Origin of the sequence: Streptomyces sp. NPDC048255, from assembly GCF_040652415.1 — a bacterium.
Taxonomy (GTDB): domain Bacteria; phylum Actinomycetota; class Actinomycetes; order Streptomycetales; family Streptomycetaceae; genus Streptomyces.
Genome location: NZ_JBEZMA010000066.1, coordinates 1 through 15,451, shown reverse-complemented (window position 1 = coordinate 15,451; position 15,451 = coordinate 1). Strand labels below are relative to the sequence as shown.

Here is a 15,451-nt window from a genome sequence, read left to right as displayed (position 1 = left end):
CGCCGGTCCGCCAGCCGACGGGGGCAGTCCAGTAGGGCGGGTGTGCAGGCGCCCGGACAGGGCGATCAGCCGGCGGCGCAGCACAGTCGGGCTGGACGTGGCCGGGGCCTGCGCGAGATCAGGTCTGCTGCCACGCCCCTCGGAGGGCGAGCAGGTCATCGGGGAAGTGGAACGGTGGTCTTCCCGCTCCGCTTCCAGCGCCCGGCGCGTATGTAGATAAAGGGCTGCTCGCCGACCTGGAGGCCAAGGACACCTCCCTTCAGGTGGACAAGCTGCTGGCCCTGGCCCGCGAACTCAACGCCAACAACGCCGCCGAGAATCCGTACGCCTGCCAGATGCTGCTGCGCGCGATCCCTCGACCACGTCCCGCCGGCCTTCGGGCAGAGCGCCTTCCAGGGAGTGGTCGCCAACGTGCCCTGATCGTGACCCGTCGGCCGACGGTTCAGGACTGTTCCTCCGGCGGGGTCTCCTGCCAGTACCACCCGTGGGCGGTCATGCCTTCCCTCGTCCACTCCATCAGCAGGCGGGCGCCCTCCCCGGCGCGAGAGACATCCCGGCCGCCACCGTTGAGAAAACAGCGCAGGAGCGCGCCGGCGGCGGGCTGGTCCGCGGCACAGGCCGCGCACAACTCCAGGTGAATCGGCCGCTCCTCGGCGTCATCCTGCGGCATCACGACGCTGGTGATCAGATCGCCACGACAGCGCGAGCACTGCGTCGGCGAGCTCAACTCGGTCCATCCGACCCCCTTGTTCAGGATCCGAGGATCGTACGCCCCAGCGGGTCAAGCGGCCCCAGGCCGGGCGGCGCCTGGTTCCGCTGATCCCGGCCAAGTCGTCCCGGTTGGCTTGGCGGTTGTCCTGCGCGCCTTGTTCGGTCTGCACCACGCTGAAGTGCTCGTAGTCGAAGCGGGCCAGCAGCCTGGCGCAGTCGCGCATCTCGTCGGGGGCGTCGGTGTCACCGATGGCTGCGTTCAGGTCAGCGACACCGATCAGGCCGTTGGGGCCTACGCCGCCAGCTGAGTCGACTGATAGCGGGTGTTCCACAGAACCACCACGGCGTTGAGGACCAAGCCGAGGGCGGCGAGCCGGTCCTCTTGGCCCTCGCGGTACGCCTGGCGGATCTGGCCGCGGCCGCCGGGGCAGATCGCGCGGGCCAGACGGTGGCGGGACTCCTGCACGGTCAGCTGCCGGTTCATCAGCCGGCGCTAGTGTCGTCGACCGGGTCGACCAGCGCGCGCAGTGCATCGTCTCGCCGATCCGCCCGTACTCGGCGAACGCGGCGCCGAGCGAGGTCGGGTGGCCCTCGCGGCCGAACATCCGCAGCAGGTCGTAGGCCCGGACCTGGTTCGTGATGAGCGACCCGGCGACGCGGAGCATGTCCGGCCAGTGCCGGAGCTGTGCTGGACGGACAAGATCAATCTCAGCGCCAAGCACAGTTCGATGACCCCCGGGGCCGCAGTCGTCAACCACTCACTCAGGCGCTGACGAAGTGTTCGACGGGGTTGAGGTAGGGGAGGCCGTCGAGTGGCTGGTCGGTGAAGAAGCGGGCCATCAGGTCGGCGAGGTCGGTGTCCCGTTCGATCTGGACCAGGTGGTCGGACTCCTTGATGGTGGTGAACCGGGCCGAGAGGGCTTCGGCGACACGCCGCCCCACTACAGGCGGGGTGATCGTGTCGTGTTCGCCGGTGAACACCAGTGCCGGGGCGGTGATGGCAGGTTGGGGCAGGCTCCACGGGTGTGCCAGGAGCCGTTCGTGGTGGGTGATGTCCATGGCCAGTTCACGCTCGGTGAGGCTGGCGAACCTCTGCCCCATGAGGCGGGCCACAGCGGCCCGCCGCCGTACGAATCCGTTGCCGGGCGGGGCCATGAACTGCCCGACCATGTCCTGGGCCATGTCCTCGAACAGCCCGTCGTCGACCATGCGGCGCCATCGTCCCGCTGCCGCGGCGTACTCGGGGGAGATCTCCACCGCGGTACCTCCGAGCATCAGGCGTGCGACCTGGTCCGGGTGCCGTTGGGCAAGCCGCAGGGCGATGGAAGCTCCGAAGCAGGCGCCGAAGACGTTGACGCGCCCGAGGGAAAGCGTCTCGGCGGCGTGGCGGACGGTGTCGGCGAGGAAGTCCATGCCGTACTCGACCGGCAGGGGGTCGGCATCCCCGTAACCGGGCAGTTCCAAGGTCAACACGGTGGCGTGCGGCAGGAGCCACCGCTCGTACCGCAACCAGGAAAGCCGGTCCTGCGAGGAACCGCCGAGGACAACGATGGGCTCGGTGGGCGATGCGTCCCCGGTGGCTGTGCGGGCTACGAAACGGAAACCCTGAAAGTCCAGCTCGTACTCTGCTGTCTGAATGGCAGTGTTGTGAGACATCATGCCTGCATACCGGCGGCGGGCTGCTACCGAGGGCCTTTCCCGACCGGTTCATCCGTTCGAGCGTCAATCCTTCATCCCCTTCCGCTCTCCCGGGTGGCAGCAAACCCACCGCACCATTGCTGCCAGTTGGTGCATGCATACTCGCCCGCATGCGGATACTCCTGGTGACATGGGGCACGACCGGTGACGTACTCCCGTACGCCGGCCTGGGCGTGCGGCTGAAGGCCGCAGGGCACGAGGTCGTCGTTGCCACCTCCGAGCGTCACGCAGCCACGTTCCGCCGCCACGGCATGCCGGTGCGCGAACTCCCACTGGCCCGGCAGGAGAAGTCCGCGCTGGCTGCCGATCGCTTCGACCCGTGGCAGAGCCCGGCCCGGCTCCGGCGCAGGAAGCGCAATGCCCAGGACATGGCCCAGGTGATCGCCCGCGGGGTCCTCGACGCAGTCGGACAGGGCGTGGACACGATCCTCGCCCACCCGCTTGCGCATCCCTTGTGTGCCGTGATCGCCGAGGGAACCGGCTTGTCCTGTACCGGGATCTACACGGCGGCGCCCGGGATGCTCCTGCCCCGGCTCAGCGCCGGCAGCGCGATGCCCACCCACCGCTATCGGCTCGCCGAGAACCTGGTACGTGCAGCCATGAGCCCCCTTTACGCTCCGGCCATTTCCTGGATCAGACGCGAATTGGGGATGCGGCAGCACAAGACCGGAAATCTCCTCACCGTCCTGGGCAGTCAGCCTGTTCTGCACGGATACAGCAGCGCCCTGCTGCCCAAGAATTCCGCTCTGCCCGACGGTCACACGTGCGCGGGGTACTGGTGGCCGGCTCCAAACCCTGGCTGGCAACCCGAGGAGCGTCTGGTCGACTTCCTCGCCTCGGGGCCCGCCCCGGTGTACTTCGGGTTCGGCAGCGCCGAACCCGGCGACGCGGCACAGCTGAGCGCCATGATCAAGGAGGTCATCCGCAGGCTCGGCATCCGCGCGGTGGTGCAAACCGGCTGGCAGGGCCTCGACGTCTCGGGCCCTGACATCCTGACCATCGGCGAGTGCCCCCACGAATGGCTCTTCCCCCGTATGTCCGCCCTGGCCCATCACGCCGGCCCCGGGACCGTGGGCGCCGGCCTGCGAGCCGGAGTCCCCGCGGTGCCGGTGCCCCTCGCACTCGACCAGCCCTTCTGGGCCCATCGCATGACAGCCCTCGGTCTGGCCCCCACCGCCCTCCCAGCACGCCGCCTGACAGCACAGAAGCTGGCCGACGCGCTGCACACCACCCTGCACGACAAGCAGTACCGCGACCGATGCTCCCAACTCTCAAAGATCATCAGCACCGAAGACGGCACGGCAGCCGTATTGACGTCGCTCTCCACCCGCCGACGGTAATGCCGGGCTGGTGAACCGGCAGGCGTGCGGCCGGCCTGGTCTGCCATTCCACGCGTTACCCGCCTATCCGACCGCCCCGATTCGCGGCACTAACCCCGCCACCGCACCCGTGCCGCCGCCGCAGCCGGTGGATCTCCCACCAGGCCGATGCCGTCACCGACGCCGGGCCCCCGATGAACGCGCAGACCGCGAGCGGCACCCAGGCGTACCGCGAGGGCCAGGAGGACCAGCTCGCCGCACGGCAAGGGCGGCGAGGGCGGTCTCTACTCCCCGGACGACGGGACCAGCGGGGCTCGCCCCGGAACCCCCCCCACGCACGCAACGGGGGCGGAGGGGTGAAAAGCCATATCTGGCGGACCGACGAGAACCGCAATGCGATCAGCCTCGTCAAGGCTGACGGCGGCGACGGCGGCAAGGCCGACCCGGGTCTCCCCACCGGCGGCGCGGCGGACAGGACGGCAACGACGGCGGGGCTCACGGAGCCGACGGCACCCCTCCGGCCGGCGGCAAGGGTGGCAACGGCGGCAACGGCGGGGGAAACAGCGAACACTTCTGCTACAGCGACATCGGCTACTACTTCCTTGTCGACGCCTTGGGCGGCACCGGAGGCAGTGCCCGAAACAGTCTCGGCGGCACCGCAGGCGCCGCCGGCAAGGACCAGTTCTCCACCGACACCTACCTCTACGGACAAGGCGGCACCGGAGGAAACGGCGGCACCGGAGGGAAGCATGGGGTCCGAGGTGACACCAGCCCCACAACCAATTCCCCAACCGGAAACGACGGCGGCGCCGGCGCACCCGGCATGAACGGCACGCCCGGACACGACGGTGCCACGAAGATCACCTGGACCCCGGCCAAAAACTGACCGGCTTACCCAAAGAGCCTGCAACGCCTCGACATCCAGTGCCAGAAGTTCCGCCATGAGCATGGCTCACCCGGAAGGTCCCCGACAGGACACCAGCGGGGCAGGCGAGCTGAGACGGGAGCAATCCGCCCCCGGTCGGAGCCCCGCCCTGCGCGGACGCTGTCCGCGGGCACGGCTCTGAGAACGGGGCGGCGAGCTCGTGCTCCTGGTCCTCGTCGCGGTGGTCGTCGACGGGTGATATGCCGCCACCGTGCCCCGGTCGGGAACCTGCACAGGGCACTTCAGGCCGCGCACGAAAGAGCCCCGTCCGCGAATCGCGGACGGGGCTGGTGGGGCGGTCTGGTGTCAGCGCTCGACGATGTCCGCGGCCGGCGGTCACTGCCGCGAATGGAGGGGCGGGGGATGGTGGCAGGTGGGTTCCGGATCATTCGGTGTCGAGGCCGTCGATCAGGCGGTTGAGGAAGCGGGTGAACGTGGCTTCGGGGGTGAGGGGGCGTCCGGGGGCGGAGAGGGCTTCCGCCAGCTCCGGGTGGTGGCCGTCCGCGGCGACTGCGGCGAGGTAGCGGGCTTCGGCTGCGGCCCGGTCGGGTGATTCTGCGGCTGCGGCCTGCGCGATCTCGTAGGCGACGTGCCCTGCTACGAACGCGGTGAGCTGGGCGAAGACCTCCAGCTTCGCTGCGCCGTCCAGTCCGGTGGGTCGCAAGGCGGCTAGCGCTCGTTCCAGGAAGGCCAGGGTGTTGGGGCCGAGTGACCGGCGGGTGGAAAGGGCGCCGGGCAGCCAGGGGTGCCGCAGCATGAGAGCACGCTGGAGGTGGGCGATGGCCTTCAGATCGGCGCGCCAGTCGCCGGTGGGTGCGTCCGTCGCCGACAGTTCGCCGCTGACGTGGTCGACCATCAGTTCCAGCAGCGTCTCCTTGTCGGGGGCGTAGCTGTAGAGCGACATGACACCGGCTCCGACCTGTGAGGCGACCCGCCGCATGGTGACCGCGTCAAGTCCTTCGGTGTCGGCCAGGGTGACGGCCGCCACCGTGATCGCCTCGCGGCTGAAGGCGGGCCTGCGCCCCCTGCGAGGCCCGGTGGGGCTCAGCCAGAGCTGTTGGGGGTCGACGCCTTTGGTACTGGATACGCCATCACGGGTCACGATCTTCGTAGTCCCCTTCTCCTCGCTGCGGCCCTTGTGGAAGTCATCCAAGCATCCGCTATTCTCGTACATCGTACGAGAATAGCGGAGGGGAACGATGACAACACCTACGCACGACGCTGCGTTGAACCCGGCCTGGACACCGCCCGCCGGGAAGCCGCCGTGGTCCACGCGGATGATGAGAGCGATCTGGCGCAATCTCCCGGCCAAACAGCACGAAGTCGGCTGGGAGCCGGGGCTGGTGGTTCCGGCCGCTGACGGCAGCCCGTTGATCACGGATCACTACTTTCCTCGCACAGAGGGCGACTTCCCCACCCTCGTCGTGCGCTCGCCGTACGGCAGGGGCCTGCCGTGGTCACCCATGTACGGCTTGCTCTTCGCCGAACAGGGTTTCCACGTGGTCCTGCAGAGCTGCCGCGGCACCGGCGGCTCAGGCGGTCAGTTCGATCTGTGGCGCAACGAGGCCGCTGACGGCCAGGCCACGGTGTCCTGGCTGAGAGAGCAGCCCTGGTTCAACGGAACACTGGGCACGGTCGGCCCCAGCTACCTGGGGTACGTGCAGTGGGCGCTCGCTCTGGACCCGCCGCCGGAGCTGAAGGCGATGGTCATACAGGTGGGTCTGCACGACCCCTACGCCTTGTTCCACACAGACGGTGCACTCCGCCTGGAGAACGCCCTCGTCGTCGGCGTCGGCATGACGTACCAGCACCGGGGGATGGCACCGTTCGTGAGAGCGACGCTGCGCCTGCAGCGCCGGCTGCGCGGAATCGTCACTGCGCAGCCGCTGCGCGGGGCGTACGTGTCAGCCCTTGGGCGCGAAGTGCCCTGGCTGGACGACGTGATGACACACCCGGATGCCAACGATCCGTACTGGGACGGCGCGTCCCCGGGAGAGGCAGCGGAGCGGCTGAGCGTGCCCACCAGCCTGATCACCGGGTGGCACGATGCGCTGGTCGACCAGACCTTCGAGCAGTACGGCCGGCTGCGTCAGGCCGGATGCGAGACCGCCTTGCTCGTCGGCCCCTGGACACACACCTCCGCGCTTCAACAGGGCTGGCCCGAGGTGTTCGCCGAGAGCCTCGCCTGGCTGCGCGCGCACCTGTGTGCCGACCCTTCCGGCCTGCGCCCCACCGGAGTGCGCGTCCACATCGGCGGCGAAAACGCGTGGCGGGACCTCGATGACTGGCCGTTGTCCCCGGCCGCTACGTCGTGGTTCCCCGCCCCGGACGGGCATCTCACCCAGCAGGCCCCCAGGGACACCGCACCGCTGACGTCCTTCCGTTACGACCCCGCGGCCCCCACCCCGTCGCTCGGCGGCCCTCTGCTCTCCCCGGCTGCCGGACCTCGCGACAACAGCGCCCTGGAGGCCCGAGAAGACGTTCTGACGTTCACCGGTCCGCCGCTGGCCGAGCCCGTGGACGTCCTCGGCCCGGTCTCCGCGCGGCTGAGCGTCTCCACGGACACCGGATACGCCGACGTCTTCACCCGCCTGTGCGACGTGGACGCACAAGGGCGTTCCACCAACGTCTGTGACGGGCTCGCTCAGCTGAGGACTGCTGGGCAGGCGCCTTCGGAGGTCACCGTACCGATGAGCTCCACCGCCTACCGCTTCGCCGCTGGTCACCGTATTCGCTGGCAGATCAGCGGAGGCGCCCATCCGCGCTATGCCCGTAATCCCGGCACCGGGGAGTCGTCGGTCGACGCCAAGGAATTCACACCGGTGCGTATCACGCTCCACACGGGCTCAGCGTTGATGCTTCCCCGGGGCGCCCAGGCTGCGCAGCCCTTCGGCGTTCAGCAGCCCGACGCACAGACAGCGGGCGCTGCCGAGGAGGGATACAGCGGCACGGTGGGGTGACGTCGCCATCCGCTGCCTGTCCGGCGTTTCGACGTCGGCCGATGGCGGGCAGAGGTTGTCCTGCCTGCGACCGCTACGCGGGCGTCGTCTCTCGACGTCCCCCCGCAGTCGGTGCGGTGGCGGCTCAGTTCAGGGAGCGATCGAGGCGTGCGTGCATGCGGGGGACGGGGAGGGGCGGGTTGGCCGCAGCGCACTCTGCGGTGCGGGGGTCGGCGAGGAGGGTCTCCAGGGCTTCCGGTGTCAGGCGCGGGTTGGCGGCCGCCCGGCACACCGACTCGTCGGCGTCTTCCACCGGGGGGTCGGGCAGGGTGGGATCGGCTGCGGCCAGGGCGCGCACCTCGGGGTCCGGGTGGCCGATGAGGTGGGTCCGGCCGGTGCGGGGGAACGCGGGCAGGGTCAGCAGGTGCGGACGGTGGGCCGGGCGGGTGACGAAGACGTCTAGGAGGAGGTGTGGCGGAGCCGGCGGGTGGTGGCAGGCAAGCCGGATCCGTACCTCCTCGTCGTTGTCCTGCGCGAGTGTCCCGGCGAGCTCTGCGGGCAGGCCGGTCCAGCTCGCCGCTACCCTGCGGAGCACCGGTTCCCCGGACGCCGCGCAGACGGCGAACCAGTCGCGGGACGGGTCGGTGGCCGGCTCAGTGATCGGGCAGGTGCAGTCCGGACCGTGCCCGATGACCCGAGACAGGACTCGTCTCACCGGGCGAGTCCGCTGAGACCGCCACCCCCTGCCGATAGCGCGTAATACATAGATCGAGTATGAATCAGACGACCGACGCCCCGCTGTGCGGCCGCAGAGGGCCACTGGCCGCCTCCTCATGGTCCCGCTACAACAGATGGCGGGCGAAGAAGGTCCCCACCCGGCGTCGTACCTCAGCGAGGGTCACAACCGGGTCGCCGCTGCCGACGAGCGCGGCCCGCGTTGTCGCTGTCACAAGACCGGCGGTCTGGAGCCGCGCGACGAGCGAGCCGTAGTCGGTAAACGCCCAGTGGTTCGCGTCGGCGAGCAGCACACGGCGGCCGGGAAGGCTCGCCCAGGAAGACTCGATACGGCCGGCGCCCTCGAATCCGTCGGTGCGGAACAGCAGCAGCGGCCGGTCGACTTCGACCGGCGTCGGGTACAGGTCGAGATGGCCCTCCAGGTTCGCCACCGCGCCGAGCCTGCGGTCGTGGCGGGCTGCGTACACCGCCGCCGTGCCGCCTGCGGAGTGCCCGTACAATCCGATCCGGCAGGAGTCCATGACCGGTGCGAGCGGCAGGTCGCTGAGCCGGTCCAGGACCAGGCGGAGGTCCGCGATCCGGGTGTCCACCATCGTGCGGAAGGTCGCCGGGTCCGGCGGTCCGATCAGGACGGTCGTCCGCAACCCGGTCGGCAGCTCCACCTGAGAAGCGTCACCGGGGTGGTCGACGAGCACGACCACTCGGCCGTGGCTCGCCAGGTCCTCGGCGAGGGTTGTGCCGAGCGTGCGGGAGTCACCGCCGCCGGGTGAGTACACCAGCACCGGCCGCCGCCCGGGCAGCGGCGGCGCGCCCACGTACCCGTGGGTGAGGACCGCGCCCCAGTCCACCACTCCCGGCTCCGGCAGCCCCGGGTGGCGACCCGGGGCGTACTCGGCGAACACCGCGGCCTCGTCCGGGGTGAGCTGCGGCGCACGGGAGAAGCCGCGTACCGATCGGGCCGGGTAAAGGACGGTCAGCATCAACTCCCGCACGCCGCCCACCCACGGGTCGGTACGGGCCGGGTCCGTCAGATGGACCGTCTGCATGCCTACGGGGTACGGGCCGACGGGCGCGGGCAGCCGGAGGATCGAGCCGCCACCGGAGGCGGACGCAGCCGTGGGCAGCAGGGCGGCGGCACTCCCGAATAGGGTGCCTTTCAGAAGAGTGCGTCGAGAAGTCATACGAACATCCTTGGGGCGGGGGCCGTCACGATGCGAAGGTTCAGGCCCTGGCCGAAAGGCTGGCCCAGGAAGAGGAGTTGTGAGGGTGTTGCGAATCCACTTCACCGCGCAGGACTTCGCCCGGATCCGCTTCGCACCCCGCCCGGCGCCGCTCCAGGAGCTGCACGCCGCTCTGACGACAGCCGTGACCCGGCGTGGCGGGCCTCTAGCGGATATTTCGTGACGGTCATGGCGGCTGGGCGAGGACGAGGGTCCGCAAGAGAGCGAGCAATGGGCCACCACAGCCACGGCACAGCCGCGGCCCGGGATCGTCGTCCGTGACCACGACTCGCCTCAGCCAGGGCGCTACATCCCTGCCCACGGGACCACCATCGGAGCCCAGTCAAGGCAAGCCGAAATCCCGTGGAGCCCACCTGCGTGGCGTGGAATGCTCTTCGGTGACTGCTGCCCAAAGGGAAGGCTGAAAACGTGTACGTACCGTCATCTGCACGAGCTCTCGATGATGACGAGCGTGAGCTCGTGGAGCTGGCACGCCGCACCATAAACGCGCATACCGACGCCGGGCCCGACGAAGACGGGATCCACACAATGGGCGCCGCGGTCATGGCCGCCGACTACCGGATGTTCGCTGGCGTGAACCTCTACCACTTCACCGGCGGACCCTGCGCCGAACTCGTGGCTCTGGGAGCCGCACGAGCCCAGGGCGCCCGCCAGATGCGCTGCATCGTTGCCGTGGGAAACCACGGGCGAGGGGTCATCGGCCCGTGCGGGCGCGATCGGCAGGTCTTCGTGGACTACTACCCCACCATGCGCGTCATCGTGCCCACGCCCGCGGGGCCCAGGTCCGTTCTCGCCGCCGACCTGATGCCGCTGACTCAGCGATGGACCCCGGAAGGCATGAACGGTCTCGACCCATCGCTCTACCAAGACCCCGAGACGGCCGGTCCCCCGATCATCCGGTTCAACCCCCGCTACCTTGAAGACGTCCGCTCTGGTGCCAAGACCAAGACCACCCGCTTCCGGGACCCGGCCCAGCTCGGGCCGGCACGGCTGGTGTTTGAAAGCGATCCCGAAGTCGTCCTGCCGGCAGAGGTGACCGGCGTCAGGCACTGCCTGGTCAGCGACCTCACCAACCAGGACGCCCAAGCCGAGGGGCTGACGACCGCAACCGAACTCCGGGAAGGCCTCAAGGGCCACTACCCAGATCTGGCGGGAACCGACGAAGTCGACGTAATCACCTTCCAGATCAACGACATGACAGGCGCCGCTTGAACCGCGGAGGCACCAGCGACGACGGGGCTGCAAGGTGACGACGAGCACGGGCCCCGTCGCATCGGGCAGCCCCGCCATATATCAGAACCTGTCCGCCAGCTCTTTTTTGTCATGAAAGCCTCAGACGCAGCTTCTCAGGCAAATCACGAAGCCCTCGTGGGTCGGCTGCTCGAACCTCTCCAGGGAGCTCTCGAATGCCTCCACCGTCATCTCACGAGCTCCCAACCAGCGGCGGAGCATGTGTGAGGGTGCCCTCGGCCACCCTCACCCCGTCCACGACGACCCCGTCGACGTCAGGCCACACCAAGTCCCAGGGCCGCTGTTCGTCCCCACAAGCACCATGCTGGGGAACGGACATCGAGGACTACACAAGATGTTTAGAACTCACCGCCACGAACCATCCGCCACTGCCGATTCCAAAGAGTCTCATCAGCTGCGGTCATCCACCGCAGTCGCCTTCAACGGTCACCTCGGCGGGCCAGGTTCCATGCTCGATGAAGTACGCCACGGCATGGCCAGCGACATCGAAGGCGACAGTGTCCCGGTCGGCGTAGCGATCGACCTGCCCGTTGGAGAGCGTGTAGCCATCAGAGGAGCCTTCGCCGCGCGGATCGACGAGATGCTCAGCAGAACCGCCGGATCTCCTCTGACGCCCGCACCGTACGGCCGAGCTTCCTTCGCGCTCTTGCGGACCCTCGTCCTCGCCCAGCCACCATGACCGTCACGAAATATCCGCCACAGCCTTGAAATTCCCCACCCCCTGCTCAGGGGGTGGACAGACCTGCCATGCGGATTCCCCAGCCGCACCACGCCGAGGCGAGGCGAAACACGCCGCCTGTCGTCCTCTGACAACGAGGCGCACCTTCGGGCACCCAATGCCCCCTTGGCCCCATGGCCCCATGCCCCCTCAGATCTCCCGGAAGATAAGAGCTGCGCCCAGGGCTGCTTTGGCCGGAACGAAGATCTCCCCTCCGGCCTTCTCGCGTACGGGCAGTCCGTTCTCTGCAAGCAGCGCACGCACCCGAGCGATGTCAGGGACGGCAACTGTGTAGGCGACAAGCGCCGGGAGCGCGGGAGCAAGCTCACCTGACAGCAGATCCGGGAGGTCGGCCTCGGCCACGACGGTATCCGGCCCCTCTGCGGAGATCGGCCGGCCCAGATACCGCTCGTACCGCTCGTGAACCAGGGGGAGTTGTCCGTCAGGTACGCACAGCACCGTCTCGACGAGGTCCTGGGCGCCGTTGGGGTGGTCGAGGTGACGGGTGTGCTGGAATTCCGGGTCCAAGTCGGCAACGACGCCGACCCGGCCTTCCGGCGCACCGTCGATCTCCAGGTAGCGGACGGGTTCCGTGCGCACGCCGTTGGGGGTCTCGACGGGTCGGCCGACGGTGTTCACCCCGCCGTGTTCGACACCGGCAGCGGTGAGCCGTGTTCCCGTGCCGTCGATGTCCGGCGAGGAGAACATCAGGATGTGGAGTCCTTCGAAGCGATCACGCCACCCGGCAAGCTGGGCGCTGGTCGCCTCGATCCGCGACAGGAGCAGGGGGAGCTTCTCCGGAGGTGCCTGGAGCGGAACGATCCGCGCGTCAGGTGGCAGGCCCGCCATGTTCCCGGACTCCACCGGGGTCACCAACTCGACGAAGCTCCGGGAGAGGTCGGCGTGGGTATTGGCTGCCCCGAAGGGCTCCGGCGCGGCACCCTCACGGGGTGCCAGCGCCGGCACGCTGGGCGGTGGAACGTGAAATCCGAGCCGTCGGTAGAGCGCTATGGCCTGTGCGATGTCCGTGACGACGTGGCCGACGTGATGTAAGCGTGTGATGTCGTGAGTCATGACCTCACCGTAGGCCCACACACAGGAGGCTTGCAGAGCGGCTCAGGGCAAGGCGATCCCCCGGATCGGACACGAAGGCACGGGCAGTTTTGCTGCCTGTGACGCCGAAGGAGCCGTTGACGGAGGAGGCTGTCACCGCGCTTCCGTGACGGCTGCGCCAGCGAGACGGCCCGCGTCCAGGCCGGCCGGCATGCCACCGCGCAACAACCTCAGCAGGCCTTCACGCAAGTGCGGCCAGAACCGCATAGGCACTGTCCGCAGGGTCATGCGGAGGGTGTCAGCTGTGGCTGCGGTGTCGTGCCTGTGCTGCCCTCGGTCAGCAGCATGATGGCGGTGAGTACGACGATGGCGGCCGCCGATACGTGAACACTCAGCGCTGTGGTGAACGTGCCGCCATGGGTGACGACCGCAAGCGCGTCACCGAGCGGAATGATGGCGTCGATGAGGACCACCCAGCCGAGAATTCGCCGCTGCCCGAGCGTGAGCAGCAGGAACACGGTGGATGCCACGGCGATATCGCGTATGCCCTTCACGACGAAGTAGCCGTCGGCGTTCCCCTGTGGCCAGGGGGTGATGCCGAATCCGGCGGGTGCACCGTCAGGGTTGAGCAGGAAATTGAGCCCGAGGAACAGAACTGCGACACCGGTCAGTGCGGCAAGGGCAGTCGTGATGTGACGCCTCTTCATGGATCCTCCGAGAGGGAGAGCGGGCCTGTGGGTCCGTGCCTTCCTGCGTTGTCCGGCAACTGCTCGCTCGTGCGGTCAGGCAGGGGCCGCACTGGTTTGGCCACTGGGGGACCTCCGGACCGGGGTGCCCGGGCTGTGCCGGATCAGGGTGATGCCGTACGCGACGATCCAGACGACCCACAACAGCCAGCCGGCGAGGCCGAGGAGGCCCAAGGCCCCGCCGTTGCCGATCACCCAGTGGGCGAGGGCGGCGGAACTGAACTGCAGTGCGGCGGCGAGCAGCCCCAAGGTGCCGTGCCACGGCCGGATCACGCCGGTGCGCAGGCCGCCGACGGACAGGCCGAGGAGGGCGAGCGCCAGAAAGGTTCCGTTGAGAGTGAACACCGCATCGTGCAAGGCCCAGAGTGCCATGGTCGCGGAGGGGTCGTGCGGGGCTGTCGAGGTCAGGGCGAGGCGGGTCGCGATGACCCCGGCGAAGGTGACGTTCTGCAGGGCCAGTCCGGCGAGTCCGAGCAGTGACCACGCTTCGCCGCGGTCGCGCTCGGACGTCCGCAGCGCGACGAGCGCACCGGCGCCGAACAAGGTGGCCAGGATCCAGGCGGCGGGGGCGAGTGCGGAGCCGATGCCGACAGCGGTGCCTTCCTCAGCGAAGAACTCGGTGACCTTGCCGATCTCTGCGCCGGTGAGGGGCAGCCCGGCAGGCACCATCATCACGTTGCTGAGGGTGATCATGGCGGCGAAGCCCATGGCGGCCATGCCGCCGATCCGGGAGAAGCCGATGTTGGCTAACTTGGATTGACGTGTCATATATTGATTATAAGCAGCGTAAACCTGGAGAGGGCAAGGCATGAGTGCAGAGCAGGACCGACGTCGCTATGACTCACTGCGTCGGACGACGCAGGCGCTGGAGACCCGGGCCGAGATCGCCCGCGCTGCACGCCGGCTCTTCGACTCCCAGGGCTGGGCGGGCACGACCGTGCGCGACGTGGCGCGCGAGGCGGGAGTCTCCGTGCCCACGGTCTACGCGACGTACGGAAACAAGACCGGGCTGACCCGGGCCGTGGCCGATTCGGCCGACCTGTCCGCCGACGCGCCGCAGATGCTCGCGGAGTTGGAGGCCGCAGCGGCGGACCCTGGGCGCCAGCTAGCGGCGATGGCCGCCTACGACCGGCGGCTGTTCGAGCGCGCGGGCGACGTCATCATGCTGATCCGCGAAGCGGGCCGCAGCGAACCCGAGCTCGCCACGGCTTACCGTGACGGCCGCGAACGGGGCGACGAAACCCGGGTTCAGGTCTTCTCGTCCTGGCCGGACGGCACCCTTCGACGCGACTTGGACCTGGGGTCTGCCGTCGACATCTACGCAGCCATCTGCAACATCGACGTCTACACCACACTCACCACCGAACGTGGCTGGCTACCCGGTCGTATCGAGGAGTGGTGGGGCCAGGCGCTGGTCCGCGAGCTTCTGAGCTAGACATACGCCGAACACCTCCGTCTTCACCCCGCCTGGCGCTTCAGGAAGCCTCATCAGCCGCCCTTGGCGTCACGACGGATCGCCGCGTACAGATCGACCTTGGGCGTCGGCAGCACCCGGGCCCCCTCGGCGTGCAGAGCATACGTGGGCGCAGCTGCACCGAAAACGGGAGGGCGCACTGCCCCTGGACCGGTGCGTGGTAGACCTCGCCGGCCTCGAACTGGCTGGCGCCCAGCTGCTGGGTGTCCCGGAGATGGCGGAGCGTGGAGGCATCACTGCCTCCACGATGCCGGCTTGTATCTCCCGTGGCAACAGCGAGGTGTTCCAGCCGCAGGCGGCCGTCGGAGGCCACGGCCAGCGGGCGCGGGCTGTCGCCGACGACTGGGTCGAGGCACGCCAGCGCTCCCGCGAGGGCGTGAAGGCCGTCATGTCTGCATCGCCACGAATCCCAGGTCGCTCCATCACACGCTGGGCATGACCGCAACCCGCACACGGACTCCTGCCGCGGCTGGGTACTCCGCATGGGCTAGTCTCCGGCGGATGATGACCAAGGGATTGCTGGCTCGGCGGGGAGCACGGAGGGCCGGGCGGGGGGAACGCGCCGCCGTGCCGGGGAGCCGGCTCGGCTGGCTGGACGCGCTGCGTGGGATCGCCGCGCTGGCCGTGGCGGCCCACCACTT

The 15,451-nt window shown here is 69.0% G+C and carries 14 protein-coding genes and 2 pseudogenes; 6 read left to right on the top strand and 10 right to left on the bottom strand.

Annotated features, from left to right (window positions below; translation table 11 throughout):
* Window positions 1-442: 442 nt before the first annotated feature.
* The 4 genes and pseudogenes from AB0D94_RS32500 to AB0D94_RS32485 form a co-directional block, all read right to left on the bottom strand.
* Window positions 443-670 (bottom strand): DUF6300 family protein, encoded by a 228-nt coding sequence (locus tag AB0D94_RS32500; protein ID WP_362059475.1) that lies wholly within the window; start codon window positions 668-670, stop codon window positions 443-445.
* Window positions 657-1,043, bottom strand: a complete 387-nt coding sequence (locus AB0D94_RS32495) for a hypothetical protein (RefSeq protein ID WP_362059472.1) — start codon at window positions 1,041-1,043, stop codon at window positions 657-659. The genes AB0D94_RS32500 and AB0D94_RS32495 overlap by 14 nt, the downstream gene beginning before the upstream one ends.
* Window positions 1,022-1,388 (bottom strand): annotated as a pseudogene (locus AB0D94_RS32490) (Tn3 family transposase); the annotation flags it as partial. The gene AB0D94_RS32495 and the pseudogene AB0D94_RS32490, both read right to left, overlap by 22 nt.
* Window positions 1,389-1,473: 85 nt before the next feature.
* On the bottom strand, window positions 1,474-2,367 hold the full coding sequence (locus AB0D94_RS32485; RefSeq protein WP_362059469.1) for an alpha/beta hydrolase: 894 nt from the start codon (window positions 2,365-2,367) through the stop codon (window positions 1,474-1,476).
* 152 nt (window positions 2,368-2,519) lie between these two features.
* On the opposite strand from AB0D94_RS32485, the gene AB0D94_RS32480 reads away from it, so the two are divergent.
* Complete coding sequence (locus AB0D94_RS32480) at window positions 2,520-3,749, top strand: glycosyltransferase (RefSeq protein WP_362059466.1); 1,230 nt, start codon at window positions 2,520-2,522, stop codon at window positions 3,747-3,749.
* A gap of 1,289 nt (window positions 3,750-5,038) precedes the next feature.
* On the opposite strand, the gene AB0D94_RS32475 is transcribed toward AB0D94_RS32480, so the two are convergent.
* The gene (locus AB0D94_RS32475) at window positions 5,039-5,755 is read right to left on the bottom strand and encodes a TetR/AcrR family transcriptional regulator (RefSeq protein ID WP_362059541.1); all 717 of its coding nucleotides are present in this window, start codon (window positions 5,753-5,755) and stop codon (window positions 5,039-5,041) included.
* A 178-nt stretch (window positions 5,756-5,933) separates the two neighbouring features.
* Between AB0D94_RS32475 and AB0D94_RS32470 the strand changes: the two genes are divergently transcribed.
* Complete coding sequence (locus AB0D94_RS32470; RefSeq protein ID WP_362059538.1) at window positions 5,934-7,613, top strand: CocE/NonD family hydrolase; 1,680 nt, start codon at window positions 5,934-5,936, stop codon at window positions 7,611-7,613.
* 124 nt (window positions 7,614-7,737) lie between these two features.
* Here the strand turns inward: AB0D94_RS32470 and AB0D94_RS32465 are convergent, their stop codons facing one another.
* Both AB0D94_RS32465 and AB0D94_RS32460 read right to left on the bottom strand, forming a co-directional pair.
* The gene (locus AB0D94_RS32465) at window positions 7,738-8,307 is read right to left on the bottom strand and encodes a hypothetical protein (protein WP_362059463.1); all 570 of its coding nucleotides are present in this window, start codon (window positions 8,305-8,307) and stop codon (window positions 7,738-7,740) included.
* Window positions 8,308-8,434: 127 nt separating this feature from the next.
* Window positions 8,435-9,508, bottom strand: coding sequence for an acetylhydrolase (locus tag AB0D94_RS32460; protein WP_362059460.1), 1,074 nt, complete (start codon window positions 9,506-9,508; stop codon window positions 8,435-8,437).
* An 85-nt stretch (window positions 9,509-9,593) separates the two neighbouring features.
* Here AB0D94_RS32460 and AB0D94_RS32455 point away from each other — a divergent pair.
* The 3 genes and pseudogenes from AB0D94_RS32455 to AB0D94_RS32445 form a co-directional block, all read left to right on the top strand.
* Window positions 9,594-9,686: pseudogene (locus tag AB0D94_RS32455) on the top strand (regulator); the annotation flags it as partial.
* Between the two features lie 341 nt (window positions 9,687-10,027).
* Complete coding sequence (locus AB0D94_RS32450; RefSeq protein ID WP_362059457.1) at window positions 10,028-10,780, top strand: ASCH domain-containing protein; 753 nt, start codon at window positions 10,028-10,030, stop codon at window positions 10,778-10,780.
* Between the two features lie 487 nt (window positions 10,781-11,267).
* A complete protein-coding gene (locus tag AB0D94_RS32445) occupies window positions 11,268-11,498 on the top strand; it encodes a hypothetical protein (protein WP_362059454.1) in 231 nt (76 codons plus the stop codon).
* Window positions 11,499-11,687: 189 nt separating this feature from the next.
* Here AB0D94_RS32445 and AB0D94_RS32440 read toward each other — a convergent pair whose 3' ends face one another.
* The 3 genes from AB0D94_RS32440 to AB0D94_RS32430 form a co-directional block, all read right to left on the bottom strand.
* Window positions 11,688-12,611 carry a VOC family protein gene (locus AB0D94_RS32440; RefSeq protein ID WP_362059451.1) on the bottom strand — a complete coding sequence of 308 codons (924 nt, stop codon included), beginning with the start codon at window positions 12,609-12,611 and terminating at the stop codon, window positions 11,688-11,690.
* Window positions 12,612-12,874: 263 nt separating this feature from the next.
* The gene (locus AB0D94_RS32435) at window positions 12,875-13,297 is read right to left on the bottom strand and encodes a DUF4267 domain-containing protein (protein WP_362059448.1); all 423 of its coding nucleotides are present in this window, start codon (window positions 13,295-13,297) and stop codon (window positions 12,875-12,877) included.
* Window positions 13,298-13,372: 75 nt separating this feature from the next.
* A complete protein-coding gene (locus AB0D94_RS32430; RefSeq protein ID WP_362059445.1) occupies window positions 13,373-14,104 on the bottom strand; it encodes a 2-oxoglutarate/malate transporter in 732 nt (243 codons plus the stop codon).
* Window positions 14,105-14,144: 40 nt separating this feature from the next.
* Here AB0D94_RS32430 and AB0D94_RS32425 point away from each other — a divergent pair, with 40 nt between their 5' ends.
* Window positions 14,145-14,771: a helix-turn-helix domain-containing protein gene (locus AB0D94_RS32425; protein WP_362059442.1), complete on the top strand. Its 627-nt coding sequence runs from the start codon at window positions 14,145-14,147 to the stop codon at window positions 14,769-14,771.
* The last annotated feature ends 680 nt before the right edge of the window (window positions 14,772-15,451 follow it).

Excerpts from the sequence above, each read along its gene's own strand:
- AB0D94_RS32500 (WP_362059475.1), bottom strand. The coding sequence starts at position 670 with ATGCCGCAGGATGACGCCGAGGAGCGGCCGATTCACCTGGAGTTGTGC.
- AB0D94_RS32485 (WP_362059469.1), bottom strand. The coding sequence starts at position 2,367 with ATGTCTCACAACACTGCCATTCAGACAGCAGAGTACGAGCTGGACTTT.
- AB0D94_RS32480 (WP_362059466.1), top strand. The coding sequence starts at position 2,520 with ATGCGGATACTCCTGGTGACATGGGGCACGACCGGTGACGTACTCCCG.
- AB0D94_RS32470 (WP_362059538.1), top strand. The coding sequence starts at position 5,934 with ATGAGAGCGATCTGGCGCAATCTCCCGGCCAAACAGCACGAAGTCGGC.
- AB0D94_RS32460 (WP_362059460.1), bottom strand. The coding sequence starts at position 9,508 with ATGACTTCTCGACGCACTCTTCTGAAAGGCACCCTATTCGGGAGTGCC.
- AB0D94_RS32445 (WP_362059454.1), top strand. The coding sequence starts at position 11,268 with ATGCTCGATGAAGTACGCCACGGCATGGCCAGCGACATCGAAGGCGAC.
- AB0D94_RS32440 (WP_362059451.1), bottom strand. The coding sequence starts at position 12,611 with ATGACTCACGACATCACACGCTTACATCACGTCGGCCACGTCGTCACG.
- AB0D94_RS32435 (WP_362059448.1), bottom strand. The coding sequence starts at position 13,297 with ATGAAGAGGCGTCACATCACGACTGCCCTTGCCGCACTGACCGGTGTC.
- AB0D94_RS32430 (WP_362059445.1), bottom strand. The coding sequence starts at position 14,104 with ATGACACGTCAATCCAAGTTAGCCAACATCGGCTTCTCCCGGATCGGC.
- AB0D94_RS32425 (WP_362059442.1), top strand. The coding sequence starts at position 14,145 with ATGAGTGCAGAGCAGGACCGACGTCGCTATGACTCACTGCGTCGGACG.